The organism is Terribium retamae (genome assembly GCF_022347545.1).
Lineage (GTDB): Bacteria > Pseudomonadota > Alphaproteobacteria > Rhizobiales > Rhizobiaceae > Mesorhizobium > Mesorhizobium retamae.
The window spans coordinates 1-17,749 of record NZ_JAKREW010000066.1; the positions used below are offsets into that span (position 1 = coordinate 1).

17 protein-coding genes are annotated in these 17,749 nt (G+C 59.6%); 7 read left to right on the top strand and 10 right to left on the bottom strand.

The window, feature by feature from the left end:
* Positions 1–469: 469 nt before the first annotated feature.
* Both L4923_RS28730 and L4923_RS28735 read right to left on the bottom strand, forming a co-directional pair.
* Positions 470–1,159, bottom strand: a complete 690-nt coding sequence (locus tag L4923_RS28730) for a response regulator transcription factor (RefSeq protein ID WP_239370525.1) — start codon at positions 1,157–1,159, stop codon at positions 470–472.
* Between the two features lie 427 nt (positions 1,160–1,586).
* Positions 1,587–3,107: a DUF4153 domain-containing protein gene (locus L4923_RS28735; protein ID WP_239370526.1), complete on the bottom strand. Its 1,521-nt coding sequence runs from the start codon at positions 3,105–3,107 to the stop codon at positions 1,587–1,589.
* Between the two features lie 1,446 nt (positions 3,108–4,553).
* On the opposite strand from L4923_RS28735, the gene L4923_RS28740 reads away from it, so the two are divergent.
* Positions 4,554–5,546 (top strand): HNH endonuclease, encoded by a 993-nt coding sequence (locus L4923_RS28740; protein WP_239370527.1) that lies wholly within the window; start codon positions 4,554–4,556, stop codon positions 5,544–5,546.
* A gap of 374 nt (positions 5,547–5,920) precedes the next feature.
* A complete protein-coding gene (locus L4923_RS28745) occupies positions 5,921–8,839 on the top strand; it encodes a DNA methyltransferase (RefSeq protein ID WP_239370528.1) in 2,919 nt (972 codons plus the stop codon).
* Between the two features lie 92 nt (positions 8,840–8,931).
* On the opposite strand, the gene L4923_RS28750 is transcribed toward L4923_RS28745, so the two are convergent.
* From L4923_RS28750 to L4923_RS28785, 8 genes are all read right to left on the bottom strand, one after another.
* Positions 8,932–10,491 (bottom strand): argonaute/piwi family protein, encoded by a 1,560-nt coding sequence (locus L4923_RS28750; protein ID WP_239370529.1) that lies wholly within the window; start codon positions 10,489–10,491, stop codon positions 8,932–8,934.
* Positions 10,488–12,407: a toll/interleukin-1 receptor domain-containing protein gene (locus L4923_RS28755; RefSeq protein ID WP_239370530.1), complete on the bottom strand. Its 1,920-nt coding sequence runs from the start codon at positions 12,405–12,407 to the stop codon at positions 10,488–10,490. The genes L4923_RS28750 and L4923_RS28755 overlap by 4 nt, the downstream gene beginning before the upstream one ends.
* Before the next feature lie 197 nt (positions 12,408–12,604).
* A complete protein-coding gene (gene nusG, locus L4923_RS28760) occupies positions 12,605–13,114 on the bottom strand; it encodes a transcription termination/antitermination protein NusG (protein WP_239370531.1) in 510 nt (169 codons plus the stop codon).
* Positions 13,114–13,497, bottom strand: a complete 384-nt coding sequence (locus L4923_RS28765; protein WP_239370532.1) for a helix-turn-helix domain-containing protein — start codon at positions 13,495–13,497, stop codon at positions 13,114–13,116. Before L4923_RS28765 ends, nusG begins: the two co-directional genes overlap by 1 nt.
* A 3-nt stretch (positions 13,498–13,500) precedes the next feature.
* Positions 13,501–13,989, bottom strand: coding sequence for a DUF1376 domain-containing protein (locus L4923_RS28770; protein ID WP_239370533.1), 489 nt, complete (start codon positions 13,987–13,989; stop codon positions 13,501–13,503).
* Positions 13,986–14,159, bottom strand: coding sequence for a hypothetical protein (locus L4923_RS28775; protein ID WP_239370534.1), 174 nt, complete (start codon positions 14,157–14,159; stop codon positions 13,986–13,988). Before L4923_RS28775 ends, L4923_RS28770 begins: the two co-directional genes overlap by 4 nt.
* Positions 14,160–14,279: 120 nt before the next feature.
* Positions 14,280–14,651, bottom strand: a complete 372-nt coding sequence (locus L4923_RS28780; RefSeq protein ID WP_239370535.1) for a LexA family protein — start codon at positions 14,649–14,651, stop codon at positions 14,280–14,282.
* Positions 14,648–14,836 (bottom strand): hypothetical protein, encoded by a 189-nt coding sequence (locus tag L4923_RS28785; protein ID WP_239370536.1) that lies wholly within the window; start codon positions 14,834–14,836, stop codon positions 14,648–14,650. Before L4923_RS28785 ends, L4923_RS28780 begins: the two co-directional genes overlap by 4 nt.
* 262 nt (positions 14,837–15,098) lie before the next feature.
* On the opposite strand from L4923_RS28785, the gene L4923_RS28790 reads away from it, so the two are divergent.
* The 5 genes from L4923_RS28790 (at position 15,099) to L4923_RS28810 (ending at position 17,498) form a co-directional block, all read left to right on the top strand.
* Positions 15,099–15,404, top strand: a complete 306-nt coding sequence (locus L4923_RS28790) for a helix-turn-helix domain-containing protein (RefSeq protein ID WP_239370537.1) — start codon at positions 15,099–15,101, stop codon at positions 15,402–15,404.
* Between the two features lie 258 nt (positions 15,405–15,662).
* A complete protein-coding gene (locus tag L4923_RS28795) occupies positions 15,663–15,899 on the top strand; it encodes a hypothetical protein (RefSeq protein WP_239370538.1) in 237 nt (78 codons plus the stop codon).
* 151 nt (positions 15,900–16,050) lie between these two features.
* Positions 16,051–16,458, top strand: a complete 408-nt coding sequence (locus L4923_RS28800) for a hypothetical protein (protein ID WP_239370539.1) — start codon at positions 16,051–16,053, stop codon at positions 16,456–16,458.
* A gap of 126 nt (positions 16,459–16,584) precedes the next feature.
* Positions 16,585–16,761, top strand: a complete 177-nt coding sequence (locus L4923_RS28805) for a hypothetical protein (protein WP_239370540.1) — start codon at positions 16,585–16,587, stop codon at positions 16,759–16,761.
* A gap of 272 nt (positions 16,762–17,033) precedes the next feature.
* Positions 17,034–17,498 (top strand): hypothetical protein, encoded by a 465-nt coding sequence (locus L4923_RS28810; RefSeq protein ID WP_239370541.1) that lies wholly within the window; start codon positions 17,034–17,036, stop codon positions 17,496–17,498.
* Positions 17,499–17,749 lie beyond the last annotated feature (251 nt).

Consider the following 17,749-nt stretch of genomic DNA (forward strand, 5'->3'; position numbering starts at 1 on the left):
CTGGAGATTGGCCGAAGCGCCTCTATCCCCGTCATCCTCGACCTCGCAGGGAGCGAAGCGACCGAAGAGTGTCGGGGCCGGAACGCTGGTTAAGGCAAATGGCGGGCGACCCTGCACGGGAATTTCCGCGAAAAACGGGAACGCTCCCTGCGGTTGCTCCGAGCTCGAGGATGACGAGCTTCAGGTGCTGCGGACGCTCATTGTCACCGTCCATCACTGTCAGCACCCTCATCGCCAAGAGCAGTCATCACCCACGCTGGAGATTGGCCGAAGCGCCTCTATCCCCGTCATCCTCGACCTCGCAGGGAGCGAAGCGACCGAAGAGTGTCGGGGATCCATTCCGGAACGCCGGCTAAGTGGAAAAAGCGAACGTCGTGCACGGCGTACGGAAATCTGCATAGGAAACGCTCCAGCAGGCGCGGCGACCACAAGCACGGTCCGCAGGCCCGCGCCCAACCCAAAACCGACTTCACGCCCCGCACCGCCCCAGCCGGAAGCCGACGCCGTGCACGGTTTCGACGACATCGCTGCCGCCGGCGGCCGCGAATTTGGCGCGGATGTTGCGGATGTGGCTGTCTATGGTGCGGTCTGAAACATGGATGTTGGGCCTGCCACCCAGCAGCTGGCCGCGCGTCAAGACATGCGCCGGGCGCGCCGTCAGGCTCTCCAGCATGGCGAACTCGATGGCCGTCAGCCGCACTTCGCTGTCGCCGAACCAGGCCAGCCGCTGCCCGCTGCTCAGCTTCAACAGCCCATGGCTGAACGGCCCGGCATCGGCCTCGGCCACCTTCGCGGGCCCCAGCCGCCGCAGCACGGCATGCACGCGCGCCACCAGCTCGCGCGGGCTGAACGGCTTCGTCACATAGTCGTCGCCGCCCATCTCCAATCCCAAAATCCGGTCGATCTCTTCGTCCCGCGCCGACAGGAACAGGATCGGTACGTTGGAGCTGCGCCGCAGCTGCCGGCACACTTCCAGCCCGTCCATCTCCGGCATGCCGACATCGAGCACGATGAGGTCCGCGCCCTTCTCCGCGAAGCGCCGCAGTACGGCCGCGCCATCGGCCACCGCATCGCTGCTCAGCCCGGCCTTCTCGAGCGCGAAGCAGATCACCTCGCGGATATGCGGATCGTCGTCGGCGACAAGGATATGGTTCGGCATGGCGGGCTCTACAGCATGTCGCGCAAAAGTGTGGAGCGGTTTTGCGATGACGGCATGCGCAAGGACAAGAGCATGTCGCGCAAAAGTGTGGAGCGGTTTTGCGATGAGGACATGCGCAAGGACAAGAGCATGTCGCGCAAAAGTGTGGAGCGGTTTTGCGATGACGGCATGCGCAAGGACAAGAGCATGTCGCGCAAAAGTGCGCAGCGATATGACCCCCGTCGCAGCATACCCCCACCCCTAACCCCTCCCCTCAAGGGGGAGGGGAATTTGGCGCGCGGCAGCTCCCCCTCCCACTTGAGGGGAGGGGTTAGGGGTGGGGGGCTCCGACGCTCTCCATTCCCCTCGAAGTGACCATTTCGGAACGCTGGCAGAGAGAAACGCGGACCGGATCGAGCGCAAGAAATCTGAAACATCGCGCCGCCCATCATGGCGCGGGCACCAGCACCGGCACCGGATGCTTGTCGAGATAGCGCGCCAGGCGCCAGTTGCGGAAGCCCCAGGCGCGCCAGTTCTGCTGCCGGGCCAGGAAATCCTGCTTCGCGATCTCGCGCTCCATCACCATCCTCCCCTCCATGCCAGGCGTCCTTTCCAGGAAGAGATCCATGGCCGGGATCGCCGCCGGCCCCAGCGAACGCAGGTACTCCTGGTCCAGCGCGTAGCCTTCGCCTGTGATCTCGCGGTTGTGCATGACATTGTAGTTGGCGATGATTGTGGCGAAGTTGATGAAGCAGCACGCATAAAGCACGGCGCCCAGCGTGGCGAGATTGGCGCCGAGTAGCCATTCATTGCTGCGGTGAAGTGCGATGCGCGCCATGATCAGCACCAGGCCGGCGCCCACCAGGCCCATCCAGATGAAGGCGGCGACGCGCCAATAGGTCAGCGAATAGATGCCGACATAAAGGTCGAGCCGCAGGATCGACGAGACCACCAGCACGACATTCTGCGCGATCCAGACATAGACCAGCGCGCGCACCAGCCGGTTGGCCGACAGCGCGCTGCCGGGGCGCAGCGTCACCAGCACGAAGCCCGCCGCCAGAAGTGCTGTGACGATCAGCGGATAGGCGCCGCGATGCGCATAGCCGGCATAGGTGAGGCCTTCCGGCAGCGCGACGCCGCCCCACAGATAGGAGGCGTCGAGCACGGTCTGCACGGCAAACAGCGCGTTGAACACGACAAGCGCGCGCAGCACCGCGCCTTCGCTGAAGATCACGTCGCGCAGCGTCGGCGCGCCCGCGTCTTCAGCCTCGCCGGCGCTCCCATGTGTAACGGCAGACTTACCATCCGTCGTGCCTGCCCCCGCTTTCCGCCGCAGCCATCGCGGCAGCCGCGGCAGGCGTGGCCGCAGCAGCGCCCACACCAGCGCCGCCACCACCAGCCAGAAGACGATGCGCCCTATGCTCAACAGGTCGAGCAGCAGCCAGACATCGAGCAGCGCCAGCCAGCGGTCGATGATCGGGTTGGCCGCGCCGAACAGCGCCAGGAACACCGCCCCCAACGCCACCGAAAGCGTCCACACCGCGATCGTGCCGGAACGCGCACTGAGCCGCACCCGCTTCGCCGCCTTGCGCGCCCGCATCATGTCGCGCGGCAGCCGCAAGGGCGCGCCAAGCAGCAACGCGCCCACCTGTTTTGTCATCCCGGCCAGCCCCGCTTGCAGCCGGCCGGACAGCGAAAGCGCAAACGCCGCCAGCCCGAACAGCGCCACCGTCATCGAAAGCGGGCTGACCGCCTCCACCATCGGTAAAAGCGCCGCAAGCACCAGCGCGACCCGCCGTACCCGCGCCGCGCCCCTGGCCGCCGTGGCCACCAGCGCCACCACGATCAGGCCGCAGAATAGCGGCAGCGCAATGCCGTCCGGCTGGCCGAACAGCAGGAAATCGGCAGAGGCGACGAGGAGCAGGGCAGCGATGGCTTTAGGCGTGAGGGACGCGTGGAGGGATGTCATGCGGGATGGTCCTCGGGGTGAGGTTGGGGGAGAGGTGTGGAGTTCGGCTGGGATGCGGGTGGAGTTGCAGAGAGCGCGTCGCGCGGCGGCGGGAAGGGCAGAATCACGGCCTCACGGCGAAGCCCAACCGGCCGCTGCCTAAACGGCGGCACCTCGGCGTCACGGCGTGGCGGCCGCTTGTACGGCAGCGCTTCCCGAGGAGGAGTAGGAATCTCGCGCCCCGGCGGCTCTACCAGCCACCAGCCGTCGGTCTGCAGTCTTCCGGGCAGCATCGTTTGCATGCGCCAGTTGTGTCGGCATGCCGCGCGGCCATCGTGGCGGAGATCAGGAGATAGTCAGGAGATTGGTGCAGATTTTGTGCAGGGATCCTGTGTGTTGCTCGGGTGAAGGTACGGGTTGGTGTCGGATGTCGATGGTGCGGCGGAACGAAAAGGGAAACATTGTTCCCGGCCCTGTAGAGGGCCGTGAGCGCGAATTGGTTTTTTGGACGTGTCCAACACTAAAAAATCATTAATGCGCACTAGCGATCTTCTGTGGGGCAAATAGAGCTATTTGAGTAGGCCTTTATCTTGCAAATGAAGCCGCTTTCCTCTACAAGATTTTGTGGGACGCCCTACGCAGCCCTCCAACGAACTCTCCGCCACCTTAGAAGGGAGGACGGGAAGAGCTTCGGCGGAGAAGCCGTCGAAGGAGCGGCAAGCTTCTTCTTGCTTTCCTGAGTGAAAGGGGAAGGACCATGCGTATAGCGTGCCCCCTCTACCGTCCGGTGTCTGTCATAGATTACTGGCGGTTCCGACTGGGGCAGTGGGAATACGTAGTATCCCACTGCAGGCGATGGCCTCGTTCCAGCGAGGCAATCGGATAAGTCAGTCGGTATCAACAACTCGGCCCCGCTTCGGCGGGGCTCTTTTTTCCCCAGCAAATTGCTAGAGTAGGTTATTTTCTACGGTTTTTTTGCCTGCTTGGCAAGCGGAAAGGCATTGACAATACTCGATTTGAGTGCTGGTTTTTTGAACGATTCTAATTCTTTAGGCGTTTTCAATGACTTGGAAGCGCGGCGCCGTTAACGTCGATTCTGAGTTTCGTCAACTCTATATTGTGGGAAACTTTGTTCGTGATGGGGAAAAATCGCGGGTGAATCGTCGCGAGTTTATTCTCTTCTGGAAAAGGACCCTGAGTGTCCGCCTATCGCGCTCTGCCAGGCGGTGAAATGCCTGCGGTGATGCAACGGCTCGTATCCACCATGCGCCAGAGCAAATGGATTACATCGTTCTCTGAATGGACGCCTGTTTCGCGGTTGTGGAGGAAGCGTAAGGCTGCATATGTAGCCAGGTCTTTGATCTCTCTCTAAGAATGCAGCATGGTTCCATCGCGTACGGGAAGCGTTGCGAACTTCTCAAATATCTTTCTCAACATAGTGCATACTTGTAGGATCGCTAATCCGAAATGCCCGAATATTGGTGGGTAAATCACAAACAAACCTTCCGTCAGGAGATTGAAGGTCAATACCTCTGGTCTCCCAAGAGGAAGAGCAACGGCGCACGGAATGAGTTTTATGACAATATGCGTCGCGCCAACCCGGGTGATCTGGTTTTCTCCTTCGCCAATCAGGCTATCAGCTATGTTGGGCGGGTCACCCAACTCGCCTTTACCGCTCCCAAGCCCACCGAATTTGGCGATACGGGCGCCTATTGGAGCAATGAGGGTTGGTATCTGCCTGTCTATTGGGTGCCGCTAGTCCCCGCTGTGAGGCCAAAAGAACTCATCGAAAAATTGGGCCCGCTGCTGCCGACGCGATACTCGCCGATCGATCCAATCTCCGGAAGAGGGCATCAAAGTGTCTATCTCGCGTCGATCTCAAAAGCCGTCTTCGAGACCGTAATTGCGAACACAACATTCGACGCTCAAGCGCTCGAGTTTGGCGGCCGCAATAGTCTGACCTTTGAGACCGTTGGCGACTTTCTCGACGAAATTGTCGAGCGCCGTATTAAAGCCGATCTCAAGCTCAGCGACACAGTCAGAAAAAGCGTAATCCAGGCGCGCCGTGGGCAAGGGCAATTTCGCGCCAATGTGGAAGCTATAGAACGCGAGTGCCGCCTGACGGGGATTACAAACCCATCATTATTGATTGCCAGTCACATCAAACCGTGGCGGCTTTGCAGTTCTGCTGAAGAGCGGCTTGATGGCATGAACGGTCTCTTGCTCACGCCCGATGCCGATTTGCTTTTCGATCGCGGCTTCATCAGCTTTCAAGACAATGGCGATGTGCTTGTGTCTCCGCGCATGGATCATGGTGACTTGTATCGTCTAGGCTTTGAACAACTTGCCCGGGAGAGGTTCGGCTTGGCGGAAGCGCCGGCGGTTTGGCGTACTGCGCCGTTCGCGGAGCGACGGCACAGTTATCTAAACTACCATCGCTCGAACGTTTTTATCGGGTAAGTTGATACCCTATCTACGTGACAATAAAGCGTTTCGACATAGCCGGTGGAATAGCTGAAAACGGCTGCGCTTCGGGGAGACGATTGCTTCGGGCTCGCGACTGCAGTGGAGCTTTCAGGTTACGGAAAGTGGCTCCTACCGATGGTTCTATTCAGCACCATTTGTCCGTCCAGGCAGTGTCGTTTGTATTTGCCAGCCATAGCGCTTTGCCGTTCTTGGGCGTCTCTCCTTGCGAGGACTCTGGGAGCCGATACAATCTCGCGGTCCACGTCCTCAGGATCTAGCATGCCCAGCTCCCTTGTGGATCAGATAAAAAATCGCTCCTAATCGCTGCCCGTTTGCCTATCGTGTGCAGCGGACTCTTGGGGGCAGCAGTGTCGCAAATCGTAGACGATCTAAAAGCGTTTCGAGACTATGCCGCCACGCTTGATGGCGACGAAAAAGGAGAAGCACAGGTTTTCTGTGACCGCCTATTCATTGCCTTCGGCCATAAGGGCTATAAGGAAGCAGGTGCGTCGCTGGAATATCGGATTAAGAAACAGTCGGCTAAAGGAACGAGCTTTGCCGATCTGATTTGGAAGCCCCGCCTCTTGCTCGAAATGAAAAAGCGCGGGGCGAAACTAGAACTCCACTATCAGCAGGCGTTTGACTATTGGCTTAATGCAGTGCCAAACCGACCTCGCTACGTTATCTTGTGTAACTTCGACGAATTCTGGATCTACGATTTCGACAAGCAACTGTTCGAGCCGGTCGATCGGGTGAGCACCGCCGACCTGCATTCGCGATACACAGCGATGAACTTCCTACTGCCGGTCGAGAAGGCGCCAATATTCAATAATGATCGCGAAGACGTCTCGAGGCAAGCAGCGACTGAGACCGCGGAATTATTTCGCCTTCTAACGAGGCGGCCGGGAGACCCTGTCCCGCGGGTCGAAGCTCAGCGCTACTTGTTGCAGCTGGTAGTTTCGATGTTCGCGGAAGACATCGATATGATACCCGCAGGCACTATAACGTCCTTGGTCAGAGATTGCTTGGACAAAGGCCTATCGTCCTATGACCTCATCGGTGGTTTGTTTCGCCAGATGAACGACCCGATACCTGCAAAGGGCGGGCGCTATGTTGGGGTTCCGTATTTTAATGGAGGCTTGTTCGCTGAAATCTTGCCGATCGAACTAACTAAGTTCGAGTTGGAGCTGATAGGCGGCGAGGGAGGGATCGCGAGCAAAAACTGGTCGCGGGTTAATCCGGCAATTTTTGGAACACTCTTTCAGCAGAGCATGGACACGGCCGAACGGCATAAACATGGCCGTCATTTTACTTCAGAGGCGGACATCCAGCGGGTCGTGGGCCCGACAATTGTGCGTCCATGGCAAAAGCGCATCGACGCAGCCAAGACGATGCAGGAATTGCTAGCCTTGCGCAAGGAGCTGTCCGCTTTTCGTGTGCTCGATCCTGCCTGTGGTAGCGGCAATTTCCTCTATGTGGCGTTCCGCGAAATGGCGCGTCTCGATATTCGGATCATGTTGCGTCTCAAGGACATGGTGAGCGCCGTTGAGTTCGAGAAACAATCTACACTGCTGAACTCGATAAATCCGCGGCAATTCTTCGGCATCGACAATGACAGCTTCGGGGTGGAGCTAGCAAAGGTCACGCTGATGCTAGCTAAGAAGCTCGCGCTGAACGAAGCCATAGATGCTCTCTCGGAAGGAAAGGGCGAATTCACTAAGGGCACGCTCGAGTTTTCGTTTCACGGCGATGACGCGCTGCCGCTGGATAATCTAGATGAGAACATCCTACTAGGCGATGCTATGTTCGACACGTGGCCTGAAGCCGATGCGATTGTCGGAAATCCACCTTACCAGAGTAAGAATAAACTTCAGGAAGAAGTCGGCGCGCTCTATCTTCACAATCTACGTGAACGACATCCGGAGGTCGATGGTCGTTCTGACTTCTGCGTATACTGGTATCGCCTAGCCCATGACAACCTAAAGCATGGCCACCGAGCCGGGCTGGTGGGCACCAACACCATCCGCCAAAACTACAGCAGAGTTAGCGGGCTCGACTACATCGTCGAAAACAAAGGCACGATTACTGAAGCGGTGTCTAGCATGATCTGGCCAGGTAGCGCCGTCGTCCATGTATCGATCGTCAACTGGATAAAAGGTGAAGAGTCCGGCCTGAAGCGGCTTTACCTGCAAGAGGGCAACCGCATCGACGAGGGATGGCGACATGCCGATCTCGACCGCATCCCGTCGTCCCTGTCGTTTAGTCAGGATGTTACAAAAGCAGCAGCTATTGAAGCAAACGCCGCCGGGCATTGCTACCAGGGTCAGACACCGGGGCACAAGGCATTCTTGGTTGAAGCGAATGCCGCACGGGAGCTGCTGAAACAAAAGCCAGAGTACGGAAAAGTTCTGAAACCCTATCTCATCGGCGATGACCTAGTAGGGGAGATTAACAGTAAACCTACGCGGTATATCATTGACTTCAACGGACTGAGCATCCTTAAGGCTAAGTCATACCCTGACCTATTTCAGCGGGTCGAAAACCATGTTTTGCCGGATCGCGAAGAGGCGGTCGAAGATGAAGAAAAGCGAAACGCACTGGTGCTGAAAGCAAAGCCTAAGGCGAAAGTGAATCATCATCATGCGAATTTTCTGAAATACTGGTGGCGCATGTCTTACGCCCGCGACGCGATGATGAGAGCGGTCGCAGCCAGGAAGCGCTATATCGTTTGCGTTCGCGTGACAAAGCGACCGATCTTCGACTTCGTCAGCTCCGCCATTAGCCCAAGCGACGCGCTGACGGTATTTGCGTACGACGATGATTATACGTTTGGGATTCTACAGTCGGACTTACACTGGAGCTGGTTCGTCGAACGATGCTCAACGATGAAAGCGGATCCTCGTTACACGTCGAATACGGTTTTCGATTCCTTTCCTTGGCCGCAGGCTCCGACAAAAGCTGCCGTTAAAGACGTGGCCCAATCGGCCGTGGCTTTGCGCGAGCTACGGCGCGAATTGATGGAGGAACACAGGCTGACACTCCGCGAACTTTACAGGTCGCTGGAGTTACCCGGAGCGCACCCATTAAAGGATGCTACCGCAGCTCTCGATGCAGCGGTGCGAAAAGCATATGGAATGGGCAAGAAGGTGAACCCGCTCCAATTTTTGCTTAAACTGAACGAGGAATTAGTTGATCTGGAGGCAGCGGGGCATCCGATTGTAGGTCCCGGTCTACCGGCCGGATTCAACGCTGGCGCCTATCGGACGAGTGACTGCATCTCCCCATAAATCCGATCGCTTAAAGCACCTTCATTTCCGCTATTCGAAGGATCAAATAAATTCCCGAAAGCTGTCGGTCTAACCGCCTTTTCTCAGGCGGATCAAACATAGAATTTGAACGGTTGGCGCTTCTCTCCCTTGGCAGATCCCATTGTTAGAACATCGCCGACCATCCGCGCAAAGCGCACTGTGACAGGCAGGCCGTCGTTGAAGTTGCACGAGTTGTAATTGATCTTGGTAAGCCCCATGATGTCTTGGAGCACGGTTTCGATCTTCGGTTTGATCTTTTTCTTGGACCGCATCACAGTAACGTGCAGCGGATTGGGAGTCTCGGGTCCGATGTAAGTGTCGAGCTGAGGCACGTAGCCTGTGGTCCACAGATAGGCCGTCTGATCGTCAAGCAAGAGTGCCGTGCCGCGCAGCACCGGGTAATCACCATCGCGAAAAAGCTTGGTCTCGCCGCCGGTTGATCGGATCCTCACGCCGACGACATTCGTATTCTTTGGTGCAGCCGCCACAAAGGCATTCCACTCTTCATCGTTGAAATAGGTCTGTCCGTGAATGAAAAGCTCCTTCGGCGGGCCGCCATGCTCTTCGGTGTAGGTTTTCAGCACGAGTTCGAGCAAGTCCTTCGCCGCCGGCGCCTTGAGATGATACTCGTAGTCGCCGGTCTTCCACGGACCATTGGCGCCGCGGAAAACAACGCCGTCGCCCTCGTTGAGGAACATTTGCGCCGCGCAGCAGGCGTGCCCGTCCGGATCGTTCGGCAGGCTTTTATAGACCATGCCGATGTAGCAAACACCTGGTCGCACGTCGGCCAGCCGCCATGGTGGTTTCGGCTGCGTTTTATAGTAGAGCCCGGTTGCTAGGTTCCATGCGACGGTCGCTGCATCCTGCGTCTTGCGGGTGGGGTAGTTGGCCTGGTTGAGGAAGGCGCCGGGTGCGAGTGTCGTCTCGCGCACCAGCTGGGTCGGCCCAATCCTCAGGAACTCGGCCTTGATCCTGCGATGAAAATCCGGGACGTCCTCAAAGATCGCCTCATCGGACTGATCGATCGCGCCCATGGCGGACAACAGCGGTAGATTCTCTTTTGTTTTCTGCCGTTTCTTGAAATCGCCCAGCTCCATTGCAAGGCCCGTGCGTTTGGATTGAGACCGGCAACGCTCGTAGACGATGTCAGGCAGGACAAGGACCCATACATCGACCGATCGCTCGTCGTTGCGACGATGTTGCTCCACCCGATCGATGTAAAGGCGTGCGACCTTATCGACGGCTTCGTTCAGATTGAAGATGCGCGTAGCGCGGTCGATATCCCTCAGCTGGATGGACAGCGCACTGCATTCATCCGGATCGAACGAGATCCCGAACGCTTCCTCGAGACCGGGGAAGTTGGCCAGGTGCAGGCGATCGACCTTCTCACCCTTTCCGGGCGGTGGAACCGGGATAATGGATTTTAGCTTGCGCGCCCAAGTGCGAAAATGCGCGATCCCGTCGCTTGTGCCGACCACCCCGACGCGGATTTCGTGGGTTCTCTTCGCCTTAGCATGGGGTCCGTATAGAAACAGACCGTCTTTCGGATGAGGACTGCGCTGCGCGTAGGCAAATTCCAACAACGGCTCGTTGAAGTGTTCGACCTGGAGCGGTTTCTCGGGAAACTTCATTTGTCAGCCTCGTCATCGTTTTCCGGACGACCCAGGGTGCTGATGTCGGATTCCTCTTCCTCTGCATCGAGAATATCGGGAAGGGCTGTACTCACCGGCGAGGTGAACAGCATTGGCGCTGCCTCGATCACAAGCTCAGCGCCCCGCGCGAGCGCTAGGCGGATATTGGCGCTCTCGCCTGAGAGGAGCTCGAGAAAAGCAAGCATGCGTCCGTGCCATTGCTTGTTGCGCCATCCTTTGCAAATGCTGCGGCGCAGGCGATGCAGTTTTTTGGCATCGTCGATATCGAGCCCTGCTGCCGTGTTGTTGTCGACGGAGAACAACACGCGCGCCTTCAGTTTTAGATGCCAGAATGGCCAGAAATAGGGCATCGCGGTGACGCCGAATTGCCAGATATGTCCCTTCGCGACGTTGCGCAGCATCGAGGATCGGTGATCCCCCTGCCTGCCCCAGGGGATGCGTTGGCCGGTCCGCACCTGCGCGGCCGACGCGTGGAAGCCGACCGCGTTGGAATAGTGATATTCGATGAATCCTCTCTCTCTGCAGAACGACAACCACGCGTGCTTGATCATCGCAACGACCAGGTTCGATGCGACCTGTTGCTCGATGCCAAGTTTCGGAAAACCGCTGTTGACGAAATCCAGCAACGGGATTTTGTGCTTCATCTGGAAACGGGCAGCCGACGCGAACGCGATGTTGACCTCGGCCTGATCCGCAAAGGTGATGAAACCAGCGCCCTGCCGGGCGCATGGATACTTGAACTGATCAATCGCCCGATCAAGCAAACGGCTGTCGATCACTCCAGTGCTCTTGTAATAGTATATGAAATCGGGCGCCTCCGCGGCGCGCAGCCAGTTCGATGTCAGGCGTTCAGCTTCGTCGACGAGCGGGACCGCGCCACGCCGGCGGAAGATTTCCCAGTTCGGATCGATCACAGGGGAAACGTCGGATCGCGGAACCTTCTGCCTTTGCAGAGCATCGAGCAGGCTGGCGACGCCTTCTCCCCAACCGCGGACGAAATCTACCGGCATTGCGTCGCCAAGACCTTTGATCTTTTTCCCCTGCTCGAGACGCAGCGGAATAATGAAGCGTGGGTCCTCGATTTCTTTAGCTATCTCCAGGGCAATATCGAGATCGTCCTGCACGTGCTGGTCGGCGAGTGTTGCGTCGCGCCAGACAAGGAGGACTTTGGCCGCGCGATACTGCAATGCCTGGTTTATCTGCCGGCGCAATTTGTCGCCCGGCTGTAGCGTCAGGATATCTGCGAAAACCCGATAACCTTCGGCCTCGAGCTTAGGGCCCAGCCACAGCGCAAATTCGTCGTCGATCGGCGAGGCCTTGAGCAGAAAGATCGTATCGCGCACCGCTGGCGCGGCGGTCGCGCTTCCCTGCGCCTTCGGCAACAGGTTGGCGAGGACAGGAGGTGCCAGTCCAGACCTCCCGAGCGCTTCTTGGAACGCTTCCTTAATCACCGATTTGAGAACGGGGGTGCTTTGCGTCCAAAGCTTCTGATGAGCTTTCTCTATTTCCGGATATTTGCGCAGCAGCGCATTGAGATCGCCTGGCCCGAATATGTCGCTAGGACCTAGCAGCGCCGGCCCGATGATCTCCGCCAACGCGATCTTGTTTTTTGGCGTGAGCGAAGCGGACGTGACAAGTATATAGCGTGAGGGCGCCAGGCCATCGATGGCTCTGCGCTCGCTCTTCATTTTGGACTTCAGTGCCGAGAAACCCGAGCGGTGGTAGTGCTTTGCCTGCAGCACAATGACGCCATCGGCAAGGGCATGTCGCCCGTCCATTGCGTCGTCCGGCCCCTCGGGAAAAACCTCGAAACGCTTGTCGATCTCTCTGCCTACGAGATCGCGGGCCAAATCCTCAAAATCATTATGGGACAAATTTGAGAAATCATAAGCCATGCCTCCAAATTGATTGCCTATTTTGTGGACAGTCAAGCAACCGGAAGTAAAATTGCGTCGCGCCTAAGCCTTACCAACAAAAAGATAAGCGCGCTTGCTGGGCGATGCGGTGCGAACAAACTCCTGCGAGCAGCAGGTACACTTAGGGCCCTCGCCCAGACATTTTAATGTTGGGCGCGGTATGTCTCAATTTTCCCTCACCCCGCCACCCTCTCCACCGGCACCACCGTCCTCAACTCCCTGCCCATCGCGTTGATCATCAGCACGATCTTGTCGTCGCCCACGCTCTCCACCGTGCCGGCCTGGCCGGTGAAGGCGCCTTCGTGCAGCTTTAGCCTGTCGCCCGGCTTCACCGCCGCGCGGTCCACGCGCATCTCGTCGAACTGGCCGGTGTCCTGGGCAAGGCGGATCGCCTGCACGTCGGCGTCGCTGATGCCGATCGGCACGCCGGCGCCCGCATAGGTCTGGCTGCGCAGCACGCGCGTCACATGCTGGCAGTCCAGCACGCGGCTCCAGTGTTCGGAAGCCAGCACCAGAAGGTAGCCCGGCCACAGCGGGTAGTGCTGCCTGATCCACTTGCGGTGGCGGCGGTGGTGGAATTCCTTGCGCAGCGAGGGCAGGTAGACCGTCTGGCCAAGCGCGGCGATCTCGGCGCAGGCCTGCTGCTCCGCCCGCGGATGGCAGCTCACAATGTACCATTGCGTCATCACGCATTGCCCTCCGACGCTTCCGGCGCCTTGCGGCCGCCGCGCTTCTTCAGCGCGTGCAGGATGGAGGTGTGGTCGCGGTTGAAGATCCTGCCGATCTGCGGCAGCGAAAGGTCCGGCCGGGCGTCGGCCACCGCCTTGATGGCGTCGAAGCGCGCCTGCACCAGGCTCTTCTCCAGGCGCGGCCCGGTGATCTCGGCGAAGCTGTAGCCATGGGCCGCACCCACGCGGCTGACGATTTCGCGCGCCGGCGTCCTGGCGTCGATCACGTCGATGATGCGATAGGCATCCTCGGCTTTGGGGGCCGGTTGAGATTTGCGCAGCTCGGGCTCGGTCTTAGGCCTGGCGTTGCGCATGGTGTTTTCATAGCGGGCAATGAACATGGCTTACACGCTCCTGCGCCGGGCGATCTCCCGGCGTTTGATGAAGTTCTGGATGGCGGGGGAATGGCCTGCCGGCTGCAGGAAAGAAGAATCCTTATTCTGGATTCTGGATTCTGTATCAGTCGGCAGTCTTTGCTTGATTTCGTTGATTGTGTTGCGTTTTTCGGCGAGTTTCTGGCGGTTTTCCGCCGACTTCCCGTCGAGTCTCTCCCGGCTTTCGATTTCTTCGGAGACCGCCTTGGAGGTGATGACATCACCGTCCAGGGTAAGCTTTCCGCGCCGGGTCAGCGTTTCGAAAGCCTTCCGAAAAGAAGTCGGGCGCATGCCGCAGCGGCGCGCCAGAAGGTCGAGATCGGCACGGATCAATATGCCGTCATGGTCGTAGAGCTCGCACAGCAGCGTGATGTAGGCGGCGATCTCGTTGGGCGTCAGCCCGAAGGTGCCGTCGCGCCAGCGCTCGATGTAGAGCCGGAACCAACGTTTCTTGCTCATGGCCGGCGCCCCTGGTTTTCACGCAAAACCGCGTCGCGCCTGTCCCGCGTGCGATAGTCGTGGGCGGCCTGCTGCAGCACGTCGAGTTCCTGGCGTTTCTGCAGGATCCTCGTGGTCGGGCCGCTTGCGGCGGCCACGGCTGAAGTCGGCCAGCCAGAACCGCTTGCCATGCGCCATGCGCTCCAGCGCATCGGCCATGTCGGGGCTAGGGATGCGCCGAGGGCCGCAGGCGGGGCCATTCATCGCGCCCCGCGGTTCGCTCATGGGCCCGAGTTTGTTGTGTGGTTCGCTCATGAGCTCACCAGGCGGATCGAGCGGGCGCGGCGGGGTGCATGGGTCAGGAAGCCGCGCTCTTCCAGCCCGGTTATCATGCGGTGGATGCCGGCCTTGCTGGCCAGCCCCAGCCCGCTCTTCATCTCCTCGAAGGTCGGGGCGATGCCGTGCCGGGCGATATAGCCACGCAGGAACACCAGCAGCGCGCGCTGCCGCGCCGTCATGCCGCCGCGCGTGGGAGCGTTTTTCCCGGAAACGCGAAAACACTCCGTCTCCTTGTTGGCGGGCAAGTCCGGACGGAAAGCCGCCTGCCCGAGCTGGCGCGCCACCTCGCGGGCCAGAAGCGGGTCGGCCTCGATGAAGGCCCTGGCCTGAAGCGCGCGGTTCATGCGACGGCCCAGGCAAAGCAGGTGAAGATGAAGGCAGCCAGCAGCGCGATCGCCGCCGCCAGCGCGATCATCACGGCGCGGTGCAGCCTGTCGGTCGGGTCATTCCGGCGGGAGGGTTTCCGCGTGAAAAACGGAAGCGCTCGAGGGTCGGGGCCGCGAAGATCGTCTGCGAAGTCGTGCTTCATATGCGGGGTCTCTTTGTCGTCGGGGTGAAGGAGCCGACGCCCGGGCGGCGGGAGGGGGGACCAGCCCAGGCGTCGGCCTCCGCGACAGGGCCGCGGATCGGGAAGCGCCGGCAGTGCGGCGTCATGGGAAAAGCTGCGTGGGGCTTCGGCTGCGGTCGTCACCGTCGTCCGGCTCACGACTCATGAATATCACGCAGTGTGAATTAATTGTAAGCCCTTAGGCGTTAATTCTTTTCACGGCGTGAATATGGCAGAAAAGGCCATGGCTGATGGTGGACGTTCCAATCAAGACATAGCGATGCGGCTGGCGGCGCTGCTTTCCGCGCTGCAGCGCAACCAGACGTCCTTTGCCCAGCTCATCGGCATCAGCCAGCCGGCGCTCAACAATTACCTGAAGGGTCTGAGACGCCCGGATCTCGATGTCGCCATCGCCATCCAGTCGAAGACCGGCGTCACTCTGGATTGGTTGTATCTGGGCGACCGCTCTGGACTACCCGCAAAGATGTTGGAGATTCTGCCCGACCTTTCCGATCGCCCGAAAAAGGCAGGATCGGCGCAGAGCGAGTGACCGCTTCCCAGTCTTCGCCCAGGCAGAAGATGATCTGGCGCACATAGCGCAGCACCAGCAGCGCCTCGCGCTTGTCCTCGGGCAGCTGCGTGTAGAGTTGGCAGGCCACCCGTTTCAGATGGCCGTCGGCATCCAGCTTTGCGTCCATTCACCCACCCGCTGCGCCCCTGTTGGCGTCCCTATTAGGAACCAATTCCTGTTCCGCTTGTCAAGAACGAAACAGGAACATATACTTTGTGCTGTGGGTAATCGCGGCACTTGTCGGCGACACTGAAAGATGATGATCTCGCGCCGGGCGTGGAGGGGAGCAATGAAGGCTTGGAAACTACTTGTCGTGTGGCGTGCGCTGCCGGCGCTTTTGCGGCTTTGAAGATCGCGCCGCTTGCCGTGGCTTATCTCGGCGGCAATTATATCGGCGAAACCATCTTCGCAGGGCAGCCCACGCTGACATTCGCGGGCCAGGTCGCCGGATGCGAAGCCGTCGTCTCGTGCTGATGCGGGAAGCCCGGCTTGCGCGGGCTTCTTTCCTGGATACGCGCTGCTTGATCCGGAACCGATTGAACGGCTTCGATATTCACGATGCGTGAATTATCTCCTTGATAAATTCACACTGTGTGATAACAGTATCCATTCCAATGGAGAGGGGATGGATATGTCCAGCCACATCGACGCCGCCGACGGCCTGGTTTTCCGCAAGATCGCTGAAGACCGCTGGCTGGTCACCGTCGATGGCGCGCATGAGCGCACCATAACCCGCGACGGCTCGTCCTTCATCGCCTGGATCGGTTGTCGCGATCGCCACTGGTCGTTCCAGCGCGCGCTCGATGCATGCGCCGACCATGCCCGCTTCCACATCGAGGCCTGCGCCATCGCCCAGGCCCGCAACGAGGGCGCCGGCGCCGCCCTGGCCGCCAACTCCCTTGACGAACGCGAACGCCTGATCGGCGCACTCGAAGCCGAGCGCGACCTGCTCGACTACGCCGACGCCCACATGGACGTCCCCGCCCGCAAGGCCGCCATCGACAGCCGCATCGCGGCGATACGGGCGGCGTGATGGCAGCACCTGGCAGCATTGATCCGGCCGGCCGTGCAGGCGCTTGTCGGCTTCGGTGAAAGGGGCTTAGATCGCTGCGGGCTGAGTCTTGGGGGCGGTGCGCAGCGCCGTTGCAATGAAATCGCGATGAAGAATGCTGTGCGGATCGCCTTGCGGGCGATGCTTTTTCCATCCGTGGCGAACGCTGTCGAATGCCGCTCTGTCGGCGGCCACTGGGGTGGGAAACAGGTTTCCGCCGTGCGCCAGGTCGAGGTGGTCGGGCAGTCGATCGCGGTGACGGGTACGTTCGAAGGCCCCCTATGAGGATGTTGGCCTGCGAACCGCTGGCCAAGGGCGTCAATTGCGAGGCGGCTTTTGGCCCGGTCGCCATCAGCATCATGACCACGCGCATGATCGAGACGGTGGTCGATCGGGAGCAATTCCAGCAAAAGTGCGCTGCGGTTTTGCGTCCGGAATTGCGTAAAACAAAGAACTGGAGCGTTTCCGCGTTTCCGCGAAAAACGGAAACGCTCCACCAACCTGCGAGGAGCAGGCCGGGCTGTCCTATCAATGCGATCATGAAATCAGGATGTGAGATGAAGTGGATTCTGGCTGTTCTTTCCGTTTTCCTGGCCGCTCCTTCCCATGCCGAGGATGTGTTTTCGCGAACGGACATGATGATGGTCCAGGGCAAATGCATCAGGCTGGTCCTCGAAGGCATCGACCTCACCGGCACCTGCGATGACCAGGCGGCCAGCCACACCGAGGCACCGGACCGGGTGCTGTTCCATTTCGGCGTGGGCGACGACACGGCGATCAGCCTTGTCGGCACCGATCTGCCGAACCCCACGCCCGACACGGACGAGATCAAGCTCATCCGCTTCCATGTCAGCAGCCGGCACGGCGCGCTTCAGGCCGGCCCGCATGAGGCCGACGGCAAGTGCACGTTCGGCAACCCCTATATCGGCAAGGCGACCATCCAGTGCATAGGTCGTTCGAATGGCAAGGATCTGACGGTGTTGTTCGAGACCGACGGCAGCGAGCCCGTCAAGCCCCGGTAACGCGCGCCGCCCTTGGTGCAACTCCACCGACGAACGCGAACGCCTGATCGGCGCCCGCGAAGCCGGCTGCGACCTGCTCGACTGCGCCGACGCCACATGGATGTTCCCCGCCCGCAGCGGTAGTGCCGTTCAGGCGAGTTTCTGACACGTCGCAGATTTAGGCGCGCCGTTGCACAACGGCCCTCATCAACTCTGAGGACTTTCGGCGTCTCTGAGCCTTGCGTTGAGCGTGATGACGATCTTTCTCATGA